This window comes from Sulfitobacter sp. TMED3, assembly GCF_002167505.1.
In the GTDB taxonomy this organism is placed as follows: Bacteria; Pseudomonadota; Alphaproteobacteria; order Rhodobacterales; family Rhodobacteraceae; genus Sulfitobacter; species Sulfitobacter pontiacus.
Map to the genome: position 1 here is coordinate 130,894 of NZ_NHBI01000022.1, position 24,210 is coordinate 155,103.

A 24,210-nucleotide genomic window follows, 5' to 3' on the forward strand; every position below is an offset into this window, starting at 1 on the left:
GGCATGTAACGCAGGGGTAGCACCGCGCATCGCCCTCGCAGTCTGGGGGGTATCATGCTGAAACATCGCGGTTTTCCGGGGCGTATGCCCGGATCAGACTATCAATTCGTTATCCGTCGCGCCAATCCGCGNGGGGTCACCCCGCTGACCCGTCGCGAACGCCGTTCCGACCGCAAGGCGGCGGACCGTCGCGTTGACACGGCCTTTATGCGCGCGCTGTGGGAAGCCTTTGGCGACCAGCCGTTCGAAAGGGGCAATCTGGACGCGGGCCGNTTGTCTTGGCTCTTTGGTCGCGAGGTCGTCGCGGTAGACGACCCCTTTGANCCAGCCGACTATGACGCGATGCTGGTCATCAACGAAGCCCTTGCCCGGGCGTCTTTCCCCGACGCGTTCGAGGATTGATCATGCGCGTCGCCCCCTTCCTTTCGGCTGNTTTTNGCCACNTGCNCGGCATGTTGGGCGGTAATTTGCCCGTNGGGGCGGGAGGGGCGNGCGCNNNNANNCAAACCGCGGTGGAACCTTCTGCGAAACCATGCGTTTATCAGNATCACATCGCNAATAANGCACGATCAATAAAAGGTTTAATCCCATGTCCATCAAAACAATTCTTCTCGCCGTTACTGCNTCCGCTGGCCTNGCTGCATGCGGTGACACACTGGGCGAACAAGCGCTCGGCGGTGGTGTCGTGGGTGCCGGTGCTGCAGCCGTCACAGGCGGTAGCCTCGCGCAAGGCGCGGCCATCGGTGCCGGCGCAAACGTACTGGCGTGCCAATCCGGCGCAGTGCGCTGCCAATAATCTGACATCTGCCGCGGCCTCGGGTCGCGGTAGCTGCAGTGTCAAAGATTTTGCCCCGCTCAGCCGCGTGCTGATGCGGGGTTTTTCCGTTCACTCAAGACCAAAAGGGACAGTCGATGTTCAATAAGATCCTGATCGCCAACCGCGGCGAGATTGCCTGCCGCGTTATCAAGACCGCCAAGAAGATGGGCATCGAAACCGTCGCCGTCTATTCCGACGCTGATGCGCAGGCGTTGCACGTCCAGATGGCCGATGAGGCGATCCACATCGGCCCGCCTGCCGCGAACCAGTCGTATATCGTGATCGACAAGATCATGGACGCGATCAAGCAGTCGGGCGCGCAGGCCGTACACCCGGGCTATGGCTTCCTGTCCGAGAACGCGAAATTCGCCGAGGCGCTCGAGGCCGCTGGCGTCGCCTTTGTCGGCCCCCCTAAGGGCGCGATCGAGAAGATGGGCGACAAGATCACCTCAAAGAAAATCGCGCAAGAAGCCGGTGTTTCCACGGTCCCCGGCTACATGGGGCTGATCGAAGACGCGGACGAGGCGGTGAAGATCTCGAACGAAATCGGCTATCCGGTGATGCTGAAGGCCTCTGCCGGTGGCGGCGGCAAGGGGATGCGTATCGCATGGAACGACGAAGAGGCCCGCGAGGGGTTCCAGTCGTCCAAGAACGAGGCCGCCAACAGCTTTGGCGATGACCGTATCTTTATCGAGAAATTCGTCACCCAGCCACGCCACATCGAAATTCAGGTGCTTTGCGACGCCCACGGCAACGGGATCTATCTGGGCGAACGCGAATGTTCGATCCAGCGCCGCAACCAGAAGGTCGTGGAAGAGGCCCCGTCGCCTTTCCTTGACGAAGCCACCCGCAAAGCCATGGGCGAGCAATCCGTCGCCTTGGCGCAGGCCGTTGGCTATACCTCTGCCGGTACGGTCGAATTCATCGTGGACGGCGACAAGAACTTCTACTTCCTTGAAATGAACACCCGTCTTCAGGTGGAACACCCCGTGACCGAGCTGATCACCGGTGTCGATCTGGTCGAACAGATGATCCGCGTTGCCAATGGCGAAAAGCTGACCATCACCCAGGACGACGTGAAACTGACCGGTTGGGCGATCGAAAACCGGCTCTATGCCGAAGATCCATACCGCGGCTTCCTGCCCTCCATCGGGCGTCTGACGCGCTACCGTCCTCCGATGGAGATTGCGGCGGGCCCCTTGCTGACCAACGACAAATGGCAGGGCGATGCGCCCGCGGGTGACACGGCTGTGCGCAACGATACCGGTGTCTACGAGGGCGGCGAGATCTCGATGTATTACGACCCGATGATCGCCAAGCTGTGTACATGGGCACCGACCCGCGCCGAGGCGATTGAACGCATGCGCGTGGCGCTGGATAGCTTCGAGGTCGAAGGCATCGGGCACAACCTGCCGTTCCTCTCTGCCGTGATGGATCATCCGATCTTTGTCGAAGGCAACATGACCACCGCCTTCATCGCCGAACAATACCCCGACGGCTTTGACGGGGTAGAGCTGCCCGAGGCCGAACTGCGCCGGATCGCGGCGGCCACCGCAGCCATGCACCGCGTCGGAGAGATCCGCCGGACTCGCGTGTCGGGCCGCATGGACAACCACGAACGCAAGGTCGGCACCGCCTGGAACGTCGCGCTGCAAGGCCAGTCGTTCGATGTGGAAATTCAGGCCGACCCAAAGGGCGCGACGGTGACCTTCGACGACGGCACAGCGCTGCGCGTCGCGGGCGACTGGACACCGGGCGACCAACTGGCCGAGATGACCATCGACGACGCACCGCTGGTGTTCAAGGTCGGCAAAATCTCTGGCGGGTTCCGCGTGCGGGCCCGTGGCGCGGATATGAAAGTGCATGTGCGCAACCCGCGTCAGGCCGAACTGGCCCGTCTGATGCCCGAGAAACTGCCGCCCGACACATCGAAAATGCTCCTGTGCCCGATGCCGGGTCTGGTGGTGAAAATCGATGTAGAGGTCGGCGACGAGGTGCAGGAAGGCCAGAACCTCTGCACCATCGAGGCGATGAAGATGGAGAACATCCTGCGCGCCGAGAAGAAGGGCAAAGTGTCCAAGGTCAATGCCGCAGCGGGGGATAGCCTCGCTGTGGATGATGTCATCATCGAATTCGAATAAGCGCCATGCCAGCCGTTGCCATCATGGGATACAACACGGCGCTGCGGGGGATCCCTTCGCAGCACCGGCCCATATTGCAGCGGCTGCTGGCTGTTCAGTCGAAGATTTTACCTGACTTCTCCTTTGCTTCGCGAATTTCGCGTTGCCGGATGGTCATTTTGTCGATGCTGCGGGTGATCTCGCGGACATCCCAGGGGCGGGGCTTGCGCAGTTTGATCCCGCCGTCTTTGCCCACCAGCACCAACATGAACCCGCGCGGCCGCATCCGCAGCCGCAACGGGCTGCGCGCGCCCGGATCGGTATCGGTCAGGACGATCACGTCACGTTCGATCAGGTCTTCAGGCTGCTCGCGCAAAAGCTCCATCTGGGATTGGAAGGCGGGGTCATCCTCGCTGTCCGCAAAGACCAGAACCGGCCTTTTTTTCCAGTGGAATTCACTCAAATGTTCCATATCTGCGGGCAGGAACAAGCCGGGAACCTCGGGTTCCGTGGCCGTTTGCGCCCCCGCCGAGACCGCAAACAATCCTGCAAAAACAAGGGCTATCACTGGTTTCATTTTGTCTCCTGTCCGTACAGATATAAGCTTGCGCGACGCAATTGCGATGCACAACCGGACATCTGCGCATATTAAGCACTCTGCAACAGGTTTGCGGGCATGACTGGGGCTCAAACTCTTAGTGGGCCGCAGTGGCTGGCCCCCGTTCAAGGATTGGGCAAGCAGATCATGGATATTCTTCTTCACGTCGGTGCACACCGTACAGGAACCACCAGTTTTCAACGCTATCTGGCGGATCACGCCGATCCCATTGCGGCGCAGGGCACCTGCGTCTGGGGGCCGCGCCAGACCCGCGGCGGGCTGTTTGCGGGGCTGTTCCCGGCGTCGGGGATGCTGGCCTCGGGGCCGAATTTGGTAAACGGACGCGTGTCGCTGCTGATGGGCAAGGCGCGCGACCTCGGGGCGGATCAACTGCTGATATCGGACGAGAATATGATCGGCTCGGCGCGCCATTCGGTGCGCAGCGGGCGGCTGTTTCCGGCCATCGGCGAACGTATGGCGCGGTTCGGGGCCAGCTTTGGCGGGCGCGTGACGCAGGTGGTGCTGACCATCCGGCAGACGGACCATTGGTGGGCCTCTGCGCTGGCCTATACCGTGGGGCGCGGGCATCCCGTACCGGACGCCGACCAGATCGCCCGCATCGCCCATGACCGGCGCGGCTGGCGCGATGTCATCACCGATCTTGCCTGCGCCTTGCCCGAGGCGAAGATCAGCATCGCCCGCTATGACGATTATGCTGGCCGCCCCGATGCGCTGTTCACGCAGCTCACCGGCCGTGCCGCCCCCGCCACCACCCAAGGCTATTGGCTGAACCGCCGCCCGGACGAGGCCAGCCTGCGTGCGCAGATGGGCCCCGACGCGGCAGGGCTGCGCAGCGACGGGCTGGGCAACTGGCATCCCTTTAGCGACGCGCAGGCCGCGGCCTTGCGTGAAACCTATGCGGACGATCTGTTCTGGCTGACAGCCGGTGCGGATGGTCTTGCCACCCTGACAGAGACCTCAACCGCCCCAAGAGCCGGCACAAGCTGGCCAGACGGCGATAGAAGAAAAGGACACCACCATGACAGCGGACAAAGAAAACTGGCGCAATCTGGCTGAGGCGGAGCTGCGCGGGCGTAGCCTCGATGATCTGACGTGGCACACGCTGGAAGGCATTGATGTCAAACCGCTTTACACAGCGGAAGATACCGAAGGGCTTGACCATCTGGGCGGCATCCCCGGCGAGGCACCCTTTACCCGTGGGGTGAAGGCGACCATGTATGCCGGCCGCCCGTGGACGATCCGCCAATATGCGGGTTTCTCTACGGCAGAGGAATCGAACGCCTTTTACCGCCGCGCTCTTGCGGCGGGGCAGCAGGGGGTGTCGGTGGCCTTCGATCTGGCCACCCACCGCGGCTATGACAGCGACCACCCCCGTGTAGAGGGCGACGTGGGCAAGGCGGGCGTGGCCATCGACAGCGTCGAGGATATGAAGATCCTGTTCGACGGTATCCCGCTCGACAAAGTTTCGGTCTCCATGACGATGAACGGCGCGGTGATCCCGATCTTGGCGAATTTCATCGTCGCGGGCGAAGAGCAGGGGCATGATAAATCCGTGCTCTCGGGCACCATTCAGAACGACATTCTGAAAGAATTCATGGTCCGCAACACCTATATCTATCCGCCCGAACCCTCGATGCGGATCATCGGGGATATCATCGAATATACCTCGGACCACATGCCGAAGTTCAACTCCATCTCGATCTCGGGCTACCACATGCAAGAGGCGGGGGCGAACCTTGTGCAGGAACTGGCCTTTACCCTTGCCGATGGCCGCGAATATGTGCGCACGGCGATTGCGGCGGGCATGGATGTGGACCGGTTTGCTCCCCGGTTGAGCTTCTTCTTCTGCATCGGCATGAACTTCTTTATGGAGGCCGCGAAACTGCGCGCGGCGCGTCTGCTGTGGTCGCGGATCATGGATGAATTCAAACCGAAGAACCCCAAATCCTCGATGCTACGGACCCACTGCCAGACCTCCGGCGTGAGCCTTCAGGAACAAGACCCCTATAACAACGTGATCCGCACCGCCTACGAGGCGATGAGCGCGGTTCTGGGCGGCACGCAGTCGCTGCACACCAACGCCCTGGACGAGGCGATTGCCCTGCCCACCGATTTCTCCTCGCGCATTGCGCGTAATACGCAGTTGATTTTGCAAGAAGAAACCGGCGTTACCAATGTCGTCGACCCGCTGGCCGGCAGTTACTATGTCGAGAAGCTGACCGCCGATCTGGCAGACGCCGCATGGAAGCTGATCGAAGAGGTGGAAGAGCTGGGCGGGATGACCAAGGCCGTCGCCTCGGGCATGCCGAAACTGCGCATCGAAGAAGCCGCCGCCACGCGTCAGGCCAAGATCGACCGCGGCACCGAGGTGATCGTCGGGGTCAACAAATACCGCCGCGAGGTCGAGGACGAGATCGACATTCTGGATGTCGATAACGTCAAGGTGCGCGACAGCCAGATCAAGCGTCTCGAAGCGATCCGTGGCGCGCGTGACGAAGACGCCTGCAAAGCCGCCCTGGCCGAGCTGACCCGCCGCGCCGCAGAGGGCGGAAACCTGTTGGAAGGGGCGGTCGAAGCCGCCCGCGCCCGCGCCACCGTAGGGGAGATCAGCATGGCGATGGAAGAAAAATTCGGACGTCACCGCGCCGAGGTCAAGACATTGGCCGGCGTCTATGGCGCGGCCTATGAGGGCGACAGCGGCTTTGCGGAAATCCAGAAATCGGTCGAGGATTTTGCCGAAGCCGAAGGCCGCCGTCCGCGTATGCTGGTGGTCAAGATGGGTCAGGACGGGCACGACCGCGGAGCCAAGGTCATTGCGACCGCCTTTGCCGATATCGGGTTCGACGTGGATGTGGGGCCGCTGTTCCAGACCCCCGCCGAGGCCGCGCAGGACGCCGTGGACAACGACGTGCATGTCATCGGCATCTCGTCCCAGGCCGCGGGTCACAAAACGCTCGCCCCACAGCTGATCAAGGCGCTGAAGGATCAAGGGGCCGAGGATATTCTGGTCATCTGCGGCGGCGTCATTCCGCAGCAGGATTACAAGTTCCTCAAGGATGCGGGGGTCAAGGCGATCTTCGGGCCGGGGACAAATATCCCCAATGCGGCGCAGGATATCCTGAAACTGATCCGTGCCGCACGCAGCTAAATGGGCGCGAGGGGGCTGTCTGCCCCCTCACACTCCCCCGAGGATTTGAACCATCTGGAAGCAGGACCAATGATCGAACTGGACCATCTTGCCGTCGCGGGCGAGAGCCTGAAAGCCGCGTCCGACATGGCCGCGCAGGTGCTTGGGGTGCCGTTGCAAGCGGGCGGCGCACATGCGGTGTTTGGCACGCATAACCATCTGCTGGGGCTTGCGGATGCGCTGTATCTGGAGGCGATTGCCGTAGACCCCGACGCGCCTGCGCCTGCCTATGCGCGCTGGTTTGATCTGGACCGGTTCAACGGCCCGGCGCGGCTGTCCAACTGGATTTGCCGCTGCGATGATCTTGAGGCGACGCTGGAAGCCTTGCCCGAAGGTTATGGCGCGCCGGTGGCGTTGCAGCGCGGGGATCTGCGCTGGCGTATGGCGGTGCCGGAAACCGGTATGCTGCCCTATGACAATTGCGCCCCTGCCTTGATGCAATGGGAAGGCGAGGCCCATCCGACCCAGCGGCTTGATGCCTCTGGCTGTCGTCTGCTGACATTGACGGTCCAGCACCCGCAGGCAGAGACGTTGGCGGCAACGCTTGCCCCGATCTTCACCGATGCGCGCGTGGTGTTCGAGGTCGGGACACCGGCGCTGTCTGCCCGTTTTGATACGCCTGCGGGCCGCGCTGTACTGGCATGATCATCCGGCCTGCAAAGGGCAGTGACGCCGGTGTGGTGGCGGCCCTGTGGAATGTGATGATCACGCAAACGCTGTTCACCTTCACGTCGCAGCCCAAGACCGNTGCAGAGGTCGNGGCGCTGATCNNCGGTCGCNCGGGNCAGTTCTGGGTGGCCGANGCGGAGGGTGTCGCCGGTTTCATCACCTACGGGGCCTTTCGCAGCGGGGTGGGGTATCGCGATGCGGTGGAGCATTCGATCGTNCTNGATGCCGCAGCACAGGGCGCGGGTGCCGGCCGTGCCTTGATGCAAACCGCCTGTGATGCGGCCGTCGCACAGGGGCGGCGCGTCATGGTGGCGGCGATCAGCGGGGCCAATCCGGGTGCCGTCGGCTTTCATGCNGCNCTCGGGTTTGACCACGTGGGCAGGATGCCGCGCATCGGGCAGAAGNACGGGCAGCAGCTTGACCTAATTTTGATGCAGAAAATGCTGACGCCCCGCTGACTTCCCCGGCGCTGCCCCGTATGGTGGGCGTCATGTCTATTTGGTCTCGCATCACCGAAGCTTTGTCAGCGCTCACCGCCGGTGAGGGGCTGTCGGCTGTTTTCGACCGTCTGCGCACCCCGCCAGAGCGGTCGGTGGCCTTTACCATTGCGGTGATCGCGCTTGGGGCCAAGATGGCCAAGGCCGACGGGCAGGTGACCCGCGACGAGGTTACCGCCTTTCGCGAAGTGTTCCAGATTGCCGAGGCCGACCAGCAGGGGGCGGCGCGGGTGTTCAATCTGGCACGGCACGATGTGGCCGGGTTCGAGGATTACGCCGCGCGCATTGCGCAGATGTTNGCGGACCAGCCAGAGACGTTGCATGACCTGATCGAAGGGTTGTTCCACATCGCCATGGCCGACGGCATGTACCACCCGAACGAGGATGCGTTTCTGGTGCGNGTCGCGCAGATCTTCGCGATGGATGACAGCGATTTTGCCTCGCTTCGGGCGCGGTTCGTGCCCGATACCTCGCCGNTGCCCCATGCGGTTCTGGGCATTCCGCCCGATGCCTCGCTTGAAGAGGGGCGCGCGGCCTGGCGCAAGNTGGTGCGGGCCAATCACCCCGATGCTCTGGTCGCCCGCGGCCTGCCGCAAGAGGCCATCGCCATGGCCGAAAAACGCATGATCGACATCAACCGCGCGTGGGAGACCTGGTCAGGCAAGGCGCAGTAATGCGGATCGCGACCTATAACGTNGAATGGTTCACNGGTCTGTTCGACGATGAGGANCAACTGTTGCTGGATGACGGCTGGTCGGCGCGCCACAATATCACCCGTGCGCAGCAGGCGCAGGCTTTAGGCACTGTGTTTCGCGCGATGGATGCCGATGCTGTGATGGTGATCGAGGCCCCTGACCAAAGCCGCAAACGCGGCACGGTGGCCGCATTGGAACGCTTTGCCGCGCATTTCGATCTGCGCACCCGCAAGGCGGTGATCGGCTTTGCCAATGACACGCAGCAGGAAATCGCGCTGTTGTTCGATNCNGACCGGCTGTCGGCCACCCATGCGCCCGGTGGTNCGGTCGGGCAGGGGGANGCGCCGCGCTTTGACGGGACGTTGGACATTGATCTGGATATCGACGCGCGCGAGGATCATGTCGTCTTTTCCAAACCGCCNCTNGAGNTNGATATCNTTACCCGCGAAGGGGTGGCATTTCACATGATNGGCGCGCATCTGAAATCCAAGGCCCCCCATGGGGCCAAGACGCCGCAGGATGCGCTGCGCATCGGCATCGCCAACCGGCGCAAGCAGTTGGCGCAGGCGATCTGGTTGCGTCGGCGGATNGATGCGCGGCTGGACGANGGNACGCCGCTGATGGTCTTGGGCGATCTGAACGACGGGCCGGGNCTGGACAGTTTCGAGGATCTTTTCGGGCGGTCCTCGGTCGAGATTGTGATGGGCCACCGGCAGGATCGCGCGCTCGTCGATCCCCATGCGACCCGCGCCTTGGGCCAGCGGATCGGGGCGATGCCCACCACGTCACGCTTCTGGATCGCGCCCGAAAAACGCTATTTGCAGGCGCTGCTGGACTACATCATGATCAGCCCGGCGCTGACCGCGCATCGGCCGCANTGGCGCATCTGGCACCCGTTGGACGACCCNGAATGCTGGGGGGATGCCGCNTTGCGCGACGCCTTGATCACNGCGTCGGATCACTTTCCGGTGACGATTGATCTGGACNTGNCGNCGCGCCTTTAATCCCGCTTTCATCACAAGATGAAATAGGGCAGTCTTCGCCGCATGAGACAGTTTCTTTTGACCACCACCCTGATNTGCCTGTCCAGTGTCGCCGTNGCGCAGGAGCAGGAAAACGACGGCTCCGGCTTTTCCTTGATGGAACGCGGGGCGCGGGATTTCTTTGACGGTATGAAGAAAGAGATGGCCCCCGCGCTGGAAGGGCTAGGCGAGTGGGGNCGCAAGGCCAGCCCCGCGNTGCGGAATTTCATTTCCGAGATGGGGCCCGCCTTTACCGATCTGCTGGAAGAGGTCGAGGATTGGAGCGTCTATGAGCCGCCCCAAAAGATGCCCAACGGCGATATCGTGATCCGCCGCAAGCCAGACCCCGCGCCGGAAGATGACATGCCCGAAGACAAGACACCTGAGGAAACGCCGCCCCCGCCCGCGATCTATCTGGACGAGGTGCCGCAGATCGACCTGTAAGACAGGCTATTTCTTGCAGGTCTTAAGCTGGACCTCGGCCCCCAGGGACAGGGCGAGGGAATTCAGCCGCGCTTCGGCGACCTCTCCGAACAGGGGCATCATGTCGTCGGTCAGCCACAGCTCCAGCAGCTTTTTCTTGGGGAACCAGCGCANNTGGCCGCGCTCTTCCTCGGGGTTCATCCANAGCATCGCGCCAAAGCGCATGGCCTTGCCCAGAATCTCGGCCTCTAGCCGNGTCTTTTCATCGACCATTTCATAGAGGTCTTCGAAACGGGTATTCTCGCGTTTGTTGGAATAGCGGTGCAGCAGCGCCAGCCCCAGATAGATCCGTTCTGAATGNTTCAGCCNGCCCAGATTNGCCCGTGTTGCGTTGTCAAAACAGACNTCGGCGCGGTAGTCGGGATGCGCGCGCCAGCTGACGTCGTGCAGCAGGCAGGCGGCCTTNACCAGNCGTTTGCGCTGCGGCGGNGCGGATTTATAGAGCGGCAGGATAAAGTCGAACAGCGCCTTGCCGAACCCCGGNGTGCGCGCGTCCTTGGCTTCGGCAAAGCGGCAGGCCTCGATCAGNGGGTCGCGGTCGCGCAGGCGTTGGGGCATCTGTTCNTACAGCATCCCCTCGCGGATCCCGTAGCTGGAGATCGCNATATCCTTNGGTTTGAAGGTCTTGACCAGCCGCGACAGCACTTCGGCGGCAAAGGGCACCAANGCCATCCGGCTGGAGGAGACGCCGCTGATCTTGCGCAGNTCTTCATGGTCGCTGGTCTGGATGTGTTTNACCGTCTCGCGGACGGATTTCGGNGTCATCCGGTATTCATGCAGCACGTGCAGCGGGTAGCCGCGGCGCACCATGTCGATGCGCGCGATGGCACGCCANGAGCCGCCCACCANAAACAGACGGTCGCGCTGTGCGCCCATCTTTTCGGCCAGNCCTTCGATCACCGTCTTGATCTGCGCCTGCCGTGCCTTGGCACCGCCCTTGATGTCGCGCAGTTTCAGCGGCCCAAGCGCCGAGGTCACCCGTTTGCCCACGCGCCCGCCCGAGATTTCCGCCAGTTCCATCGACGNCCCGCCGATGTCGCAGACCAGACCAAAGGCACCGGGCCAGCCCAGCAAAACACCCTGCGCTGACAGCCGCGCCTCTTCCTCGCCGTCGATGACCCAGATCTTCAGGCCCGTCTCGCGCTGCACCTCGTCGCAGAAATCACGCCCGTCGCTGGCNTCGCGCACNGCGGCGGTGGCGACGACGGTCAGCTCGGACAGGCCCATGCCNTGTGCCAGCTTGCTGAAGCGGCGCATGGCAGAGAGGGCGCGGACCCGGCCTTCGGGCGANAGATGGCCTGTTTCGGCCATGCCNGCCCCAAGGGCGCACATGATNTTTTCNTTGTAGAAATAGGCAGGCGACCGCGCGGCCCCGTCAAACACCACCAACCGGACAGAGTTCGACCCCACATCGACCACNCCCACACGCGCCAGCGCACGGGCCGANGGGTCTTGGAACAGGGGTTTGCCGAACAGGCCCAGATCAGCGACGCCCGTTTCGGGGACGGGAGAGGGCGGAGGGGTGTCGGTTTTATCTGCCACGGACGCTCCTGCGGGGGCCTTTGTTTGGGGGGCAAGTTGGCCCAGCCGGCCCGCCGCGTCAATCGTTAACGCAAACGGGCNCGTGAAAAACCCCGCCGNGNTGGGGGGATANAAACGCCAGCGGGAACGCAAGNGGANAGATGCGCCTTCGGCGAGAGTTTACAGGCAAAATGAAGCGGTTAGTCTTCGGTATGGGTCAGTTTCGGGACGTCGGATGCGCCCGCCGTGCCNCGNCCGGAGAGAGAGGGGTTCTCCATGAAGAAGCGGTGGCAGTTGAAGGCGAAGGTGCCTTCTGCAATCTCGGGGCGGGCAAAGCTGCCATCGGGGGACATGACCCAGCTTTGCGCCACATCCGCAAGATTGGCNGCCATGACCTGACTGGTGATCTGCGCCTTGACGGTGGGGTTCTCGATCTCGACCAGGGTTTCGACGCGGCGGGTCAGGTTGCGGCCCATCCAGTCGGCGGAGGACATGAAGACCCGCGATTTCTTATGCGGCAGCCCGTAGCCATTGCCAAAGCAGACGATGCGTGAATGCTCCAGNAAGCGCCCGACGATGGATTTCACGCGGATGTTTTCGGATAGCCCCTTGATGCCGGGGCGCAACCCGCAGATGCCGCGGATCACCAGGCTGATCTTCACCCCTGCCTGGCTCGCGGCGTAAAGCGCGTCGATCACATCCGCATCCACGATGGAGTTCATCTTGGCCCAGATCTCTGCCGGTTTGCCAGCGGCGGCATGGTCGGCCTCGGCGGCGATCATCGCCAGCAGGCGCGGCTTCAACGAGATNGGCGAGATGGCGAGGTTGTCCAGCGTGTCGGGTTGCGCGTAGCCCGACAGGTAGTTGAACACTTTGGTCGCGTCGCGGCCCAGCTTCTGGTCACAGGTGAACAGCGACAGATCGGTATAGATCCGTGCGGTGATCGGGTGATAGTTGCCCGTGCCATAATGGGTATAGGTGACCAGTTGATCGCCCTCGCGGCGCACCACGGTCGAGATNTTNGCNTGNGTNTTGAGGTCGAGAAACCCATAGACGACATGTGCGCCCGCGCGTTCCAGCCGGCGNGACTGGCGGATGTTGGCAGCCTCGTCGAAACGCGCCTTGAGCTCGACCAGCGCGGTGACGGATTTCCCGTCTTCGGCGGCTTCGCACAGNGCCTCNACNATGGGNCTGTCGCGCGAGGTGCGGTAAAGCGTCTGTTTGATCGCCACCACNTNNGGATCGCGNGCGGCCTGNGCCAGAAAGCGGACCACCATATCGAAGGTCTCGTAGGGGTGGTGCAGCAGCATGTCCTTGGACCGGATCGCGGCNAACATATCGCCTTCGTGGTCGGTCACGCGTTCGGGGATGCGCGGGGTGAATTGCGGCCAGAGCAGATCGGGGCGGCTATCNGTCACCAGTTCGGACAGGTCGTTGATGCCGATCATCCCGTCCAGTTCGATCACATCCTGCGGGCGCACGCCCAGTTCGGCCATGACCACGGATTTCAGCTTTTCGGGGGCACCGGCGGAATGGGTCAGGCGCACGACCTCGCCGCGGCNNCGGCGTTTCAGGGCGACCTCGAATTCGCGCACCAGGTCNTCGGCCTCTTCCTCGACCTCAAGGTCGCTGTCACGCAGCACGCGGAATTCGAAATGCGCCTTGAGCTTGTAGCCCGGAAACAGCCCCGGCACCTTGAGCACCAGCAGATCTTCGAGCGGCAGGAACCGCAGCGAGCCTTCGGCGGCGGGCAGGGCGACGAAACGGTCGATCTGCGCCGGGATCGGCAGCAGCGCCTGAAGGGGGCGCTTGTCGCTGGTGCGTTCCAGTTGCAGCGCCAGCGCGTANCCGGTGTTGGGGATGAAGGGGAAGGGGTGCGCGGGGTCAATCGCCAGCGGGGTCAGAACCGCAAAGACGCGGTGCAGGAATACATCGTCAAGATAGGCCAGATCGGCCGCGTCCAGATCAGCGGCGCGTTCGAGCATGATGTTCTGGTCGTCCATCTCTGACATCAGATCGACCAGCACGCGCTGTTGTTCGGTCATCAGCTTGCGCGCGTCTTCGTTGATCAGCACCAGTTGCTGGGCAGGGGTCAGCCCGTCGCTGGCGGGGGTGGTGTTGCCCGCCTGAGCCAGCTCGCGCAGNCCNGCGACACGCACGGTATAGAATTCGTCGAGGTTGCCNGCCGAGATCGANAGGAAGCGCAGGCGTTCCAGCAGCGGCACGCGGGGGTTCTTGGCNTCTTCGAGAACACGCCAGTTGAACCCGAGCCAGCTNAGCTCGCGGTTATAGAAACGACCGGGGCCGGTGATGTCCAGATCGGGCATATCCTGCGGCGGNACGAAGGCGGATTCGAGAAAGTCAGCGTTTGTCATGANGGCCTTATGGCGTTGCATTGTAATGGGTTTGTGACGAAATCTGAGAAGATTATCGCGCGGCGTTAAACCCATTGTCCAGCACTTGTGCGGCCAGCGCCCGTGTCACCGGCTTTTGTTGCGCCAGACTGGCGGCATCCAGNGCCGCGACCAGNTCACCCGCGGCNGCGAAAGACCGGTCCATNCNCAGCAGCANATAGGGGATCACATCGGGTTTGGGNGTCAGCTGGCGGTCGGCCAGCAGCTTGGCCATGACNGCNGTGAGCAGGCTGTCATCGGGCGCTTCAAGTGCGGCCGCCGTCGCCGCGCGCATACGNCTGGTCAGNTCAGGCAGATGCAGCCCCCATTGGGGCACCGCNGGGGTGCCGGTCAGCAGCAGGCTATGNCCTTCGGCCAGCACCAGATTGTGCAGGTGGAAAAGATGCGTCTCGGCCGCATTATCGCCTGCGATGTCGGGGACGTTCTCGACCGCCAGCGGGCCTTGNGCCAGCGCGGGGATATCGCCNGTGGCAATGTCGCGCGCGTCGATNATNCCTGCGCCGGACAGATTGGCCCAGACATGCGCCAGATGGGTCTTGCCTGATCCGGGCGGGCCGGTCAGCACCATCTTGCGCCCCGCCCAGGCCTGCCAGCCCTCGATCATGGCCACGGCAATCGCGTTGGACGGGGCGACGAAAAAGTCGTCCCGTCCCAGTGCNGGGCGGCTGGGAAGGTCAAGTCCAAGCTGTTGTGCCATCGTGTCAGTCCGCCGTTTCGTCCAAGGTCTTGCGCTGCGTGCCCTGATATAGCGAGCTTTCGACATATTGCTCGGTCGCGAAGCGTGCAATCACGCCAAGGGCGGCGGCAATCGGCACGGCGGCCAGCATGCCGACAAAGCCGAACAAAGAGCCAAAGACCGACAGCGCGAGGATCAGCCAGACCGGATGCAGCCCGACCGAATTGCCCACCAGCTTGGGGGTGAGGAAGTTGCCTTCAATCATCTGGCCGAGCACGAAGATGCCCGCCACCATCCCGATCGAGAACCAATCCCCCCAGAACTGGAACAGCGCCAGACCGATGGCCAAGGCTCCGCCCAAAACCGCGCCGAGATAGGGGATGAAGGTGACCAGACCCGCGATAAAGCCCACCACAAGGCCGAATTGCAGCCCCACCAGCATCAGCGCGATGGCATAATAGGCCCCTAAAATCAGGCAGACGGTGCCCATGCCGCGGATGAACCCCGCCAGCGTGCGGTCGATGTCACGCGCAAGGCGACGGATCACCGGCGCGTGGTCGCGCGGCAGCAAGCGGTCGATCTGGGCGACCATACGGTCCCAGTCCAGCAGCAGATAGACGGCAACCACCGGCACGATCACAAACAGCACCATCACGTTCAGCAGCGACGCCGCCGAGGAGATCGCCGTGTTNAGCACCTCGCCGCCGCGTTCCTGAATGGTCGACCCGATAGAGTTGATCGAGCTGCGCAGNGTCGATCCTTCGTCCAGCAGGGCGGGGAAACGTTCGGTCAGGAAATTGGTGAAATTGCGGGTCAGCTCGGGGGCGACCTCGAACAGGTTGACGGCCTGATTGATCAAGGTCGGGATCACCAGCAGCGCCATCAGCACGAAGATCAGCAAGGCGACAAGCGTGATCACCATCGTGGCCATCGCGCGGCTNAGNCCCATGGCTTCNAGCCGGTCGGCCACGGGATCCAGGAAATAGGCAATCGCCGCCCCGATCAGAAACGGCAGCAGCACGTTACCGGTGAACCACAGGAACACCAGAAAAATCGCCCCCGCGACACCCCAGTATTTCATCTGATCTCTGATAGGCAGGCCCATGCCGCATCCTCGCATTCTGGTTTCGGTCGACATTGCGCAACGGGGCCGGTTTTTCAAGGCCCGTGGTGAAATGGATCGGCAGNACNCGCCGATAGGGCAGGTGCCTTCGGCGAGGATTTAGAGCCATTTGGAAGCGGGCGTGGCGCGGTCAATNCAGGCGGACGCCCTGATCTTGCAGGGTTTTTTGCACGNGCTCCAGCGGCACGGCTTCCAGCGGGCAGCCCGAAGCCAGCGCGATGGCCGCCGCGACGCCCGCGCCTTGGCCCGCCACCGTGCANCACGCCATGTTGCGCGTGGCGGCATGGGCGATTTTATCGCCGCCGATGGCGCGGCCCGCGACGAGCAGATTCTTCACCCCTTTGGGCAGCATCGCACGGTAGGGGATATGCATGTAGCGCCCCGTGGTGGGGATGATCAACACGCCGTAGCCGTCGATGAACTCGGGGTAGATGCCGATACTGTCGTCAAAACGGGCCTGCTGGCGCACGTCGGTTTCGGTCATNTTGTANACCGCGTCGATCTTGCGCGTATCGCGGATGCCGATGCTCATGCCGAAATTGCGCAGCCGCGCGGTCTCGCAGCCCGGCGTATAGGCCTTGAGCGCGTCAATCGCNTGCATCGCCTGCGCGCGGCCCTCGATCTCGAAGCGGGTCATGCTGTCGGGGTCGGTGCCGTCGCATTCTGCAAGGTGGACGAGGTTCATATAGGTCATCTCGCCACTGTCATGCACAGCGCCCCANGTGCCCCCGATGGTATTGAGGTTGGCGGGCATNCGCCCGTCGCGGATGGCCTGGGCAAAGGGTTTGGCCAGAAACGGAGAGAACATCGCGTCTTCCTTGCCATCGGTTTCGACCACCCATTCGCCNGTGGACCAATTGGCNTANGTCTGCGGGTCGGCCTTGACCCCCGCCATGAAGGCCGCCTTANCGACGCCCGCGATGTGGAACATGACCGAGGCNGCCTGCATCTCCTCGACCGGGGTCTTGTAGGTCGGGGCACCNGCNCGNTGNGCGACATCGGCGTCNCCCGTGGCATCGATCACGATTTTGGCGAGGATCGCCTCGCGGCCCGCTTTTGATTCGACGATGACNCCCCGGATCGTGTCGCCCATCCATGATGGGNGCTNCGAACTGGCGGTGCAGCATNGGGTGGATNCCTGCTTCGGTCACCAGCCGGTCNGCGACAAGTTTGAACCCCTCGCTGTCCAGCTCGTAGCTGAGCGATTGGGATTCAGGGCTGGCAGCCCCCATCGCCTTGGCGCGTTCCTCGAATTCCCAGCCGATGCCGCCGGCCTCTATCGTCTGTTCATGGCGGTACCAGGCAAAGCCTTCGACACCGACCACGGTGATATTGCCGCCAAAGCAGCCGAACCGGTCGAGCAGCGTCACCTCTGCCCCGGCGCGGGCGGCGGCAAGGGCCGCGGCCAGACCACCGGGGCCGGAGCCGATCACCAGCACGCCAGTCTCGTGGATCACAGGGGTTTCGCGCGCGGGCTCTAGGATCAGGGTCATAGGGCGTCCTTTTGTTTTGTGCCGCTCACAACAAACGCGTCTGTGCGCCGAGGGTCAATCGGTTGCGGGACGCGGGACTTGGTGCCCCGCTGTTGGTGCCCCTTCTGTTCGTGATTGTCTCGGCGCGGGGATTATCATAGTCAGGTGCCAATTCACTCTGAGAGGATCATCATGCGTCTGTCCCGTTATTTTTTGCCTGTGCTCAAGGAAAACCCCTCTGAGGCGCAGATTGTCAGCCACCGGTTGATGCTGCGGGCGGGCATGATCAAGCAATCGGCGGCGGGGATCTATTCGTGGCTGCCGCTTGGCTTCAAGGTGCTGCGCAAGATCGAAACCATCGTGCACGAAGAACAGCAGCGCGCGGGCCACATCCCGATGCTGATGCCGACGCTGCAATCGGCGGACCTGTGGAAGGAATCCGGCCGCTTTGACGCCTATGGCCCCGAGATGCTGCGTATCAAGGACCGTCAGGACCGCGATATGCTTTATGGCCCCACGAACGAGGAAATGATCACTGATATCTTCCGCAGCCACGTCGGGTCGTACAAGGACCTGCCGATGACGTTGTACCACATCCAGTGGAAATTCCGCGACGAGGTCCGCCCCCGTTTCGGCGTCATGCGCGGCCGCGAGTTCCTGATGAAGGACGGCTATACCTTTGATCTGACAAAAGAAGACGCGCTGCACGCCTATAACCGCCATCTGGTGACCTATCTGCGCAGCTATGAACGCATGGGGCTCCAGGCGATCCCGATGCGCGCGGATTCCGGCCCGATCGGCGGCGACGACACGCATGAATTCCTCGTGCTGGCGGAAACCGGCGAATCCGAGGTGTTCTATGACAGCCAGATCACCGAGCTGAAGTTCGGCGACCGCGAGATCGACTATGATTCCGTCGACCAGTGTCAGGCCGTGATGGAGGAGTTCACCTCGCGCTATGCCCGCACGGACGAGACCCATGACGAAGCGCTTTTCGCCGAAGTCCCCGCCGAACGCCAGCGCAGCGCGCGCGGGATCGAAGTGGGGCAGATCTTCTATTTCGGGACGAANTATTCCGANCCGATGGGGGCGACCGTACAGGGGCCCGANGGCAAGCCNGTGCCGGTGCACATGGGGTCGCACGGCATCGGCGTCAGCCGNCTGCTGGGCGCGATCATCGAGGCATCGCATGACGACAAGGGCATCATCTGGCCNGAGGGCGTGACGCCGTTCCATGTNGGGATTGTGAACCTCAAGCAGGGCGACGAACAGGCGGATGCGGCCTGTGANGCGCTNTATGCCAGCCTGCAGGCTCTGGGTCTGGACCCGCTGTATGACGACACCAAGGAACGCGCGGGTGGCAAGTTCGCGACGATGGACCTGATCGGCCTCCCATGGCGGATCACNGTCGGGCCGCGGGGNCTGAAAAACGGTGTGGTCGAGCTGACCTCGCGCCGCANCGGCGAAAGCGAAGAGATGACNCCNGANGCCGCGGTNGAAAAGATCGCCGGGATTTATCGCGGTATCGCTTAACCTTNAACGACNGGCCTTGGAACGNGGGGCCTTGAAAAACGGGGGCGGATCATGAAGCGCTGCACAACGGACCTTTGGGGCGTTTCATGATCCTGCGGGCGCTGACCCTTGCTGGCGGTGTGGCGGGCGCGGCGGTGACCTCGCAATTCCCCGAATACTCNCAGCAATATNTGCAACGGTTGGGCGGGGCGGTCGATGCGCTGCACGAGGTCGTTGCCGATTTCGATGCCAGCGCCCAAGCGGTCGGCCTGTCGCGCAGCGATGCCNTGGCGCAGATGACCGGCACCGCGTTTATGGAGCGGCGCCGCGCCGATATGGCCGCGACCTTTNCCCGCTACGAGACATTGCAAACCGCCCTGACCCGATTGCAGGGGCAGGGGCCTTTCATGCGCGCCTACCACCTGCCGCAGATGTCGGACCCGCAGATCGCGGGGGCNGCGTGGCAGGCGTTTCAGCCCGCNGTACCGTTGAANTTTGCCGGNGTGGTGTTTGCTGGNGTNGGNTTTGTCGCGGGCGGCTTGGGGCTAGCGATGCTGCTGCGACTGTTACGCGCCCCGTTCCGGCGGCGCGGNGCCCGCATANCGGCGCAGGGCCGCTGACACNCNNGCCTTTACCTGCGGTACAAGCTGCCGCGCGACCACTCCTCGCTTGACCCTATTCCTAGCTTGACCCGATGCGCCGAAACCGCGAGGTTGCGCGCGATTGATCCCAGATCGGAACCATCCCTTGGCCAAACCAGTATCCTCGACACCGCCCTTCGCCCCTTTTGAATGGATGATCGCCTGGCGCTATCTGCGTGCGCGTCGCGCCGAAGGNGGCGTGAGCGTGATGACCTGGATCAGCCTGATCGGGATCACGCTGGCAGTCTTTGCCCTGATCGCGACCCTTGCCGTGCGGTCGGGCTTTCGGGCTGAATTTGTCGATACGATCCTAGGGGCCAATGCCCATGTGACCGTGTATAATATGGCGTCGGTGGATGAGAACGGCGTGTCCCAGACGGGGATACCCGATTACACCGAGATGGCCGCGCGTGTGGCCCAGGTGCCGGGCGTGACGCAGGTGGCCCCTTTGGTGCGCGGTCAGGTGATGGCCAACAAGGGTCAGGCCAACGCGGGGATCGAGATTTTCGGCATCGAGGCCACCGATCTGGCCAATATCCCACGCATCGCCAACCCCGAAACCGCCGACGGCGATCTGGCCGATTTCGAACAGGGCATCGCCATCGGGTCCGGCGTGGCNCAGGCNCTGCGGGTCGGCTTGGGCGANACGATCAAGATCATCTCTCCGAACGGGGTGAAAACCGCCTTTGGCACNTCGCCCCGCGTGAATGGCTACGAGGTGACCTATATCTTCTCGGCCGGGCGCTATGACATCGACCGCACCCGCGCCTATCTGCCNCTGGCCGAGGCGCAATCCTTCTTCAACCGCGAAGGCGTCGCCGATGAGCTTGAGGTGATGGTCGAAAACCCCGATAGCGTGGATGATCTGACCGTGCCGCTGCTATCCGCCGCGGGGGAACGCGGCCTGATCTGGACATGGCGCGATGCGTCGGGGTCGTTTNTNAGCGCGCTGGATATCGAGGACCGCGTGATGTTCGTGATCCTCAGCATCCTTGTCTTGATCGCGGCGATGAATATCGTCTCGGGCCTGATCATGCTGGTCAAGAACAAGGGGCGCGACATCGGGATCCTGCGCACCATGGGGCTGAGCGAAGGGTCNATCCTGCGCGTGTTCTTCATCTGCGGGGCCTTCACGGGCATCATCGGCACCGCGATGGGGGTGATCCTTGGCTGTCTCTTCGCGCTCTATGTCGATCAGATTTTTGCCGTCGTGAACTACNTCTCGGGGGGCAACGCATGGGATCCATCGATCCGCGGCATCTACTTCCTGCCCGCCAAACTGCAATTCGGTGACGTGATGTCGGCTATCGGCCTGTCGCTTGGCCTGTCCTTCGTCGTCACCATCTTCCCCGCGCGCCGTGCCGCGCGCATGAACCCAGTCGAGGCGCTGCGCTATGAATGATCCTGTTTTGCGGCTCTCGGGGATTGGCAAATCCTACAACCCCGGCCAACCGAACGAAGTCAACGTGNTGCGCGGCATCGACCTGACCGTCGCCGCCGGAGAGGTCGTCGCACTGGTCGCCCCCTCTGGCGCGGGCAAGTCAACGCTGCTGCATATCGCNGGTCTGCTNGACACGCCCGACACCGGCACNGTNGANATNGGCGGCACCGATATGACAGGGCAGTCCGATCGCAAACGCACTGGCGTGCGGCGGCGCGATGTGGGGTTTATCTACCAGTTCCACCACCTGCTGCCTGAATTTTCCGCGTTGGAAAATATCGTCCTGCCGCAGCTGGCGAACGGTGTCTCGCAGTCCGAGGCGCAGACCCGCGCGCTGTCCTTGCTGGACGAGGTTGGCATCGGCCACCGCGCCGACCACCGCCCGGCGGCGCTGTCGGGGGGCGAACAGCAACGGGTCGCTTTCTGTCGTGCGCTGGCCAATGCGCCACGGCTGCTGCTGGCGGATGAGCCCACAGGCAACCTTGATCCGACCACCTCGGATCAGGTCTTTGCCGCGCTGATGACGCTGGTGCGGGGCACGGGGCTGTCGGCGGTGATTGCGACCCATAACCTTGAGCTTGCCGCGCGGATGGACCGCCAGATCCGGCTGGAGGCAGGGCAGCTCGTCGCGCTTTAAGGCGGCTGCCTTAATTTATCCTTACCCAGACCCAACGGGCGCCACGAGCAGGGGGCAAACTGTGTCAAAACAGGATGTTGCCATGTCACCTTTGCTCGTCATGCTCTTTGCCGCTTTCGGCCCCATGCTGGCCGTGTTTGACCCGTTTGGCGAGGATACGGAGGATGAGGTCGAGGACGAAGAAATCCCCATCGGCGTGCCCGATATGGGGACGACCACGGGCGCAGGCATGGACGATGTACTGACCCCCGACCCGGCAGATCCTGAAGCCGACGCGCCAACCGCCACGCCGACCGACGTGCCGATCGCGGAGGATCCAGCGGTCGAGACGATCGACGACACCGCGCAACCCCCCGAGGATGACGCACAGTCGCAAACCGGCACGGCGGGGGATGATACATTGCAAGGCACCGACGGGCGCGACATCCTGTTTGGCGGGCAGGGCAATGACACGCTTTCGGGCGGGGTCAACGCCCAAGACGGCAGTGACGACGGGGTCGCTGACGAGCTGATCGGTGAAGACGGCGACGACAGCCTGCGATTGGGGGCGAATGACACCGGCATCGGGGGCACGGGCGCGGACAGGTTCACTGCGATCTACGGCGCCACAGGCGGGATCACGGTCACCGATTATGACGTGGGCACCGATGCCCTGATTGTCGAAACCGACGATGAAAACGCCTCTGTCACCGATCAGACCGTCGCGGATGGAGAGTTGACGGTCACGCTCAGCACAGGGCTCACCATCACCCTGCCGGGGATCGAAAACCCCTTGGCCGAGGATGAAATCCTCTTTGTGCTGACCAACCCGCTACAAGACGCGGCCTGAACGGCCTCAGGCTTGCTGGGTCAACCAGACACCGGCACACATGAGGGCAATGCCAGCGGCCCGCGCTGCCCCCAAGGGCGACACCTGGGCGCCGAACAGCCCGAAATGGTCAATCGCCGCGGCGCTGAAAAGCTGGCCCACCAGAACAAAGAACACCGCATTGCCGACGCCGAAATGCGGCGCGATAAAAGTGATCGACAGAATGTAGAAGGCCACCAGAAATCCGGCCAGCAGCAGATGCTTCGGGGCCGCGGGGATCTGCGCAAACCCTTGCCGCCCCACCAACATCGCGACCAGTAAGCTGACTGTAAACGCCACCACAAACAGCACCGTAGCCGCTGCCGCAGGGGATCCGATCCGGCTACCAAGCCCTGCGTTCAACGCGGCCAGAACGGGAATGCCAACCCCGGCCAAAAGCATCACAACTGCATAATGCGCCATGAGAGTCCCTAATCTTTCCCGTTTCTTGATCCAGATCATGGCGAAGACCCCCGCCAAGGGCAAGCATCCCCGTGACCTACCGGAGGATCATATGATGAAAACCATAATCGCCCTCGGCGTGCCGCTGCTCTTGGGGCTGGCCGCCTGTATGCCCGCACAGACCCTGCCCGAGGCCCCCGACCGCGCGGAAGGGGCGGCATTTTTTACCGAAAACTGCGTGCAATGCCACGGGCTGAACGCCCAAGGGGCCGGCGCCGCGGCCAAGGGCCTTCGCCCGCAGCCCCGCGACCTGACCCTCCTGGCGCGCGACAATGGCGGGCGGTTTCCGCAGACCAAAACGCTGGCCTATATCTACGGCGACCCTGCAGGCGATGCTACAGACAGCCACCTGCAACGGGTGATGCCACACTTTGGCGAGGGCATGGCGCTGGATCTGGTGCCAGTCGACCTAGATGGCCAGCTGACGCCCACACCAAGGGTGCTGGCGGGGCTGCTGGTCTATCTTGAAAGCATCCAGCGCTAACTACAGATCCCGTTTACCTCCACCCCGTCCCAGGGCATCCGCACCGCATAGGGCCGGCTTTGGGGCAGGGGTGCTACGGGCATTTCTTGCGAGATCAGCGCATGCAGCCGTTTGGTGCGCGGTGCCTGCGGGTCCAACGCGCGACAGCAGACGAATTCCTCGACGATAGAGCCTTGTTGTTCAAAGGCAAAATCCAGAAACTTCGGGTCGCTCTCCAGATCAAAGAGATACGGGTCCGCCCCGCCGCCATGTTCAAACGCCGCACGCAGCGGCGAATAGCCCGTCGTCTTGCGGTTCTGCCACTGCCAGATATGGGTCAGCTCATGGGCAAAGATCATCGCCGCGATCAGCCCGATCCGGTCGGGATAGTCGGGCAGGTAATCGTCCAGATACCAGTCTTCGTCAAACAGCACCGTATTCCACAGCGCCACGGCGGCGGGTTTGGTAGTGATCACCTCGCCGACCTTTTCAGGCGGCAGGATACGTTCGCGACAGGTCGTGCGCGGTCGCGCCTTGCGCGTCATCGTCACCCCGCGCGAGGGCGACCCGTCATGCAGCCGCACCTTGGGGTAATTGAGCGTATCCCCCATGATATCGCCCGCGAACAGCAGCTCATTCTGGGTCAACGGCCGCCCGCAAGAGGCCAGAAACATGAGGAGGATGAAGGCTCGGATCATGCCGAAACGTTGAGTGAAAGCGTGGTGCGGATCAAGCGGTATTTTTGACGTGAGGCCCGTGTTGAAATCTTCCGAGGGAAGGTTTCAGGGGCGAACGGGCGGAGCCCCGGGGGGGCAGTTGCAACATTAAGAAACTGGATGCAAGCTATGGGATTTAAGTTGGTTCCGACAGGCTGAACCAGTCAAATTCAATA

22 protein-coding genes and 1 pseudogene are annotated in these 24,210 nt (G+C 62.9%); 15 read left to right on the forward strand and 8 right to left on the reverse strand.

The features are described from left to right. Window positions 1-54: 54 nt before the first annotated feature. The 3 genes from CBB63_RS06715 to CBB63_RS06725 all read left to right on the forward strand — a co-directional run bounded on the left by CBB63_RS06715 (window position 55) and on the right by CBB63_RS06725 (window position 2,958). Window positions 55-402: a hypothetical protein gene (locus CBB63_RS06715; protein WP_286698588.1), complete on the forward strand. Its 348-nt coding sequence runs from the start codon at window positions 55-57 to the stop codon at window positions 400-402. Window positions 403-589: 187 nt separating this feature from the next. Beyond that, complete coding sequence (locus CBB63_RS06720) at window positions 590-796, forward strand: hypothetical protein (RefSeq protein ID WP_037943771.1); 207 nt, start codon at window positions 590-592, stop codon at window positions 794-796. 116 nt (window positions 797-912) lie between these two features. After that, a complete protein-coding gene (locus tag CBB63_RS06725) occupies window positions 913-2,958 on the forward strand; it encodes an acetyl-CoA carboxylase biotin carboxylase subunit (RefSeq protein WP_009826508.1) in 2,046 nt (681 codons plus the stop codon). A gap of 94 nt (window positions 2,959-3,052) precedes the next feature. Here the strand turns inward: CBB63_RS06725 and CBB63_RS06730 are convergent, their stop codons facing one another. Beyond that, a complete protein-coding gene (locus CBB63_RS06730; protein ID WP_286698589.1) occupies window positions 3,053-3,514 on the reverse strand; it encodes a DUF4174 domain-containing protein in 462 nt (153 codons plus the stop codon). Window positions 3,515-3,682: 168 nt separating this feature from the next. Here CBB63_RS06730 and CBB63_RS06735 point away from each other — a divergent pair, with 168 nt between their 5' ends. The 6 genes from CBB63_RS06735 to CBB63_RS06760 all read left to right on the forward strand — a co-directional run bounded on the left by CBB63_RS06735 (window position 3,683) and on the right by CBB63_RS06760 (window position 9,608). Beyond that, on the forward strand, window positions 3,683-4,612 hold the full coding sequence (locus CBB63_RS06735) for a hypothetical protein (protein WP_286698590.1): 930 nt from the start codon (window positions 3,683-3,685) through the stop codon (window positions 4,610-4,612). Then, entirely contained in the window at window positions 4,575-6,704 is a 2,130-nt protein-coding gene (scpA, locus tag CBB63_RS06740; protein ID WP_009826511.1) for a methylmalonyl-CoA mutase, read from the forward strand. Before CBB63_RS06735 ends, scpA begins: the two co-directional genes overlap by 38 nt. Window positions 6,705-6,773: 69 nt before the next feature. Next, window positions 6,774-7,388, forward strand: a complete 615-nt coding sequence (locus CBB63_RS06745) for a VOC family protein (protein ID WP_286698591.1) — start codon at window positions 6,774-6,776, stop codon at window positions 7,386-7,388. 56 nt (window positions 7,389-7,444) lie between these two features. Beyond that, the gene (locus CBB63_RS06750; RefSeq protein WP_502695877.1) at window positions 7,445-7,870 is read left to right on the forward strand and encodes a GNAT family N-acetyltransferase; all 426 of its coding nucleotides are present in this window, start codon (window positions 7,445-7,447) and stop codon (window positions 7,868-7,870) included. A gap of 32 nt (window positions 7,871-7,902) precedes the next feature. After that, a complete protein-coding gene (locus tag CBB63_RS06755; RefSeq protein ID WP_286698593.1) occupies window positions 7,903-8,583 on the forward strand; it encodes a molecular chaperone DjiA in 681 nt (226 codons plus the stop codon). Further along, complete coding sequence (locus CBB63_RS06760; RefSeq protein WP_286698594.1) at window positions 8,583-9,608, forward strand: endonuclease/exonuclease/phosphatase family protein; 1,026 nt, start codon at window positions 8,583-8,585, stop codon at window positions 9,606-9,608. The genes CBB63_RS06755 and CBB63_RS06760 overlap by 1 nt, the downstream gene beginning before the upstream one ends. A 468-nt stretch (window positions 9,609-10,076) precedes the next feature. Here the strand turns inward: CBB63_RS06760 and CBB63_RS06770 are convergent, their stop codons facing one another. The 5 genes and pseudogenes from CBB63_RS06770 to CBB63_RS06790 all read right to left on the reverse strand — a co-directional run bounded on the left by CBB63_RS06770 (window position 10,077) and on the right by CBB63_RS06790 (window position 17,336). Continuing rightward, on the reverse strand, window positions 10,077-11,651 hold the full coding sequence (locus tag CBB63_RS06770; RefSeq protein WP_286698596.1) for a Ppx/GppA family phosphatase: 1,575 nt from the start codon (window positions 11,649-11,651) through the stop codon (window positions 10,077-10,079). A 179-nt stretch (window positions 11,652-11,830) separates the two neighbouring features. Then, window positions 11,831-14,005, reverse strand: coding sequence for an RNA degradosome polyphosphate kinase (locus CBB63_RS06775; protein WP_286698597.1), 2,175 nt, complete (start codon window positions 14,003-14,005; stop codon window positions 11,831-11,833). A 52-nt stretch (window positions 14,006-14,057) separates the two neighbouring features. After that, a complete protein-coding gene (locus CBB63_RS06780) occupies window positions 14,058-14,741 on the reverse strand; it encodes a P-loop NTPase family protein (RefSeq protein ID WP_286698598.1) in 684 nt (227 codons plus the stop codon). A gap of 4 nt (window positions 14,742-14,745) precedes the next feature. Beyond that, on the reverse strand, window positions 14,746-15,825 hold the full coding sequence (locus CBB63_RS06785; protein WP_009826519.1) for an AI-2E family transporter: 1,080 nt from the start codon (window positions 15,823-15,825) through the stop codon (window positions 14,746-14,748). 148 nt (window positions 15,826-15,973) lie between these two features. Further along, window positions 15,974-17,336, reverse strand: a pseudogene (locus CBB63_RS06790) (FAD-dependent oxidoreductase). Window positions 17,337-17,507: 171 nt separating this feature from the next. Between CBB63_RS06790 and proS the strand changes: the two are divergent. The 5 genes from proS (at window position 17,508) to CBB63_RS06815 (ending at window position 22,375) form a co-directional block, all read left to right on the forward strand. Beyond that, window positions 17,508-18,848: a proline--tRNA ligase gene (gene proS, locus CBB63_RS06795; RefSeq protein ID WP_286698599.1), complete on the forward strand. Its 1,341-nt coding sequence runs from the start codon at window positions 17,508-17,510 to the stop codon at window positions 18,846-18,848. A gap of 86 nt (window positions 18,849-18,934) precedes the next feature. Beyond that, window positions 18,935-19,447, forward strand: coding sequence for a DUF2937 family protein (locus CBB63_RS06800; RefSeq protein WP_286698600.1), 513 nt, complete (start codon window positions 18,935-18,937; stop codon window positions 19,445-19,447). A 175-nt stretch (window positions 19,448-19,622) separates the two neighbouring features. Further along, window positions 19,623-20,870, forward strand: coding sequence for a lipoprotein-releasing ABC transporter permease subunit (locus CBB63_RS06805; protein WP_286698637.1), 1,248 nt, complete (start codon window positions 19,623-19,625; stop codon window positions 20,868-20,870). Next, window positions 20,863-21,546, forward strand: a complete 684-nt coding sequence (locus CBB63_RS06810; RefSeq protein WP_286698601.1) for an ABC transporter ATP-binding protein — start codon at window positions 20,863-20,865, stop codon at window positions 21,544-21,546. The genes CBB63_RS06805 and CBB63_RS06810 overlap by 8 nt, the downstream gene beginning before the upstream one ends. Window positions 21,547-21,628: 82 nt before the next feature. After that, window positions 21,629-22,375 carry a calcium-binding protein gene (locus CBB63_RS06815; protein WP_286698602.1) on the forward strand — a complete coding sequence of 249 codons (747 nt, stop codon included), beginning with the start codon at window positions 21,629-21,631 and terminating at the stop codon, window positions 22,373-22,375. 6 nt (window positions 22,376-22,381) lie between these two features. On the opposite strand, the gene CBB63_RS06820 is transcribed toward CBB63_RS06815, so the two are convergent. Then, on the reverse strand, window positions 22,382-22,816 hold the full coding sequence (locus tag CBB63_RS06820) for a DMT family transporter (RefSeq protein WP_064217430.1): 435 nt from the start codon (window positions 22,814-22,816) through the stop codon (window positions 22,382-22,384). Between the two features lie 91 nt (window positions 22,817-22,907). Here CBB63_RS06820 and CBB63_RS06825 point away from each other — a divergent pair, with 91 nt between their 5' ends. After that, the gene (locus CBB63_RS06825) at window positions 22,908-23,339 is read left to right on the forward strand and encodes a c-type cytochrome (RefSeq protein ID WP_286698603.1); all 432 of its coding nucleotides are present in this window, start codon (window positions 22,908-22,910) and stop codon (window positions 23,337-23,339) included. Here CBB63_RS06825 and CBB63_RS06830 read toward each other — a convergent pair. After that, the gene (locus tag CBB63_RS06830; protein ID WP_005852368.1) at window positions 23,336-24,016 is read right to left on the reverse strand and encodes a hypothetical protein; all 681 of its coding nucleotides are present in this window, start codon (window positions 24,014-24,016) and stop codon (window positions 23,336-23,338) included. The genes CBB63_RS06825 and CBB63_RS06830 overlap by 4 nt on opposite strands. Window positions 24,017-24,210 lie beyond the last annotated feature (194 nt).

Bases quoted from the DNA above. Each gene is read 5' to 3' on its own strand.
- CBB63_RS06745 (WP_286698591.1), top strand. From the start codon at position 6,774: ATGATCGAACTGGACCATCTTGCCGTCGCGGGCGAGAGCCTGAAAGCC.
- CBB63_RS06735 (WP_286698590.1), top strand. From the start codon at position 3,683: ATGGATATTCTTCTTCACGTCGGTGCACACCGTACAGGAACCACCAGT.
- CBB63_RS06830 (WP_005852368.1), bottom strand. From the start codon at position 24,016: ATGATCCGAGCCTTCATCCTCCTCATGTTTCTGGCCTCTTGCGGGCGG.
- CBB63_RS06825 (WP_286698603.1), top strand. From the start codon at position 22,908: ATGATGAAAACCATAATCGCCCTCGGCGTGCCGCTGCTCTTGGGGCTG.
- CBB63_RS06725 (WP_009826508.1), top strand. From the start codon at position 913: ATGTTCAATAAGATCCTGATCGCCAACCGCGGCGAGATTGCCTGCCGC.
- CBB63_RS06820 (WP_064217430.1), bottom strand. From the start codon at position 22,816: ATGGCGCATTATGCAGTTGTGATGCTTTTGGCCGGGGTTGGCATTCCC.
- scpA (WP_009826511.1), top strand. From the start codon at position 4,575: ATGACAGCGGACAAAGAAAACTGGCGCAATCTGGCTGAGGCGGAGCTG.
- CBB63_RS06730 (WP_286698589.1), bottom strand. From the start codon at position 3,514: ATGAAACCAGTGATAGCCCTTGTTTTTGCAGGATTGTTTGCGGTCTCG.
- CBB63_RS06815 (WP_286698602.1), top strand. From the start codon at position 21,629: ATGTCACCTTTGCTCGTCATGCTCTTTGCCGCTTTCGGCCCCATGCTG.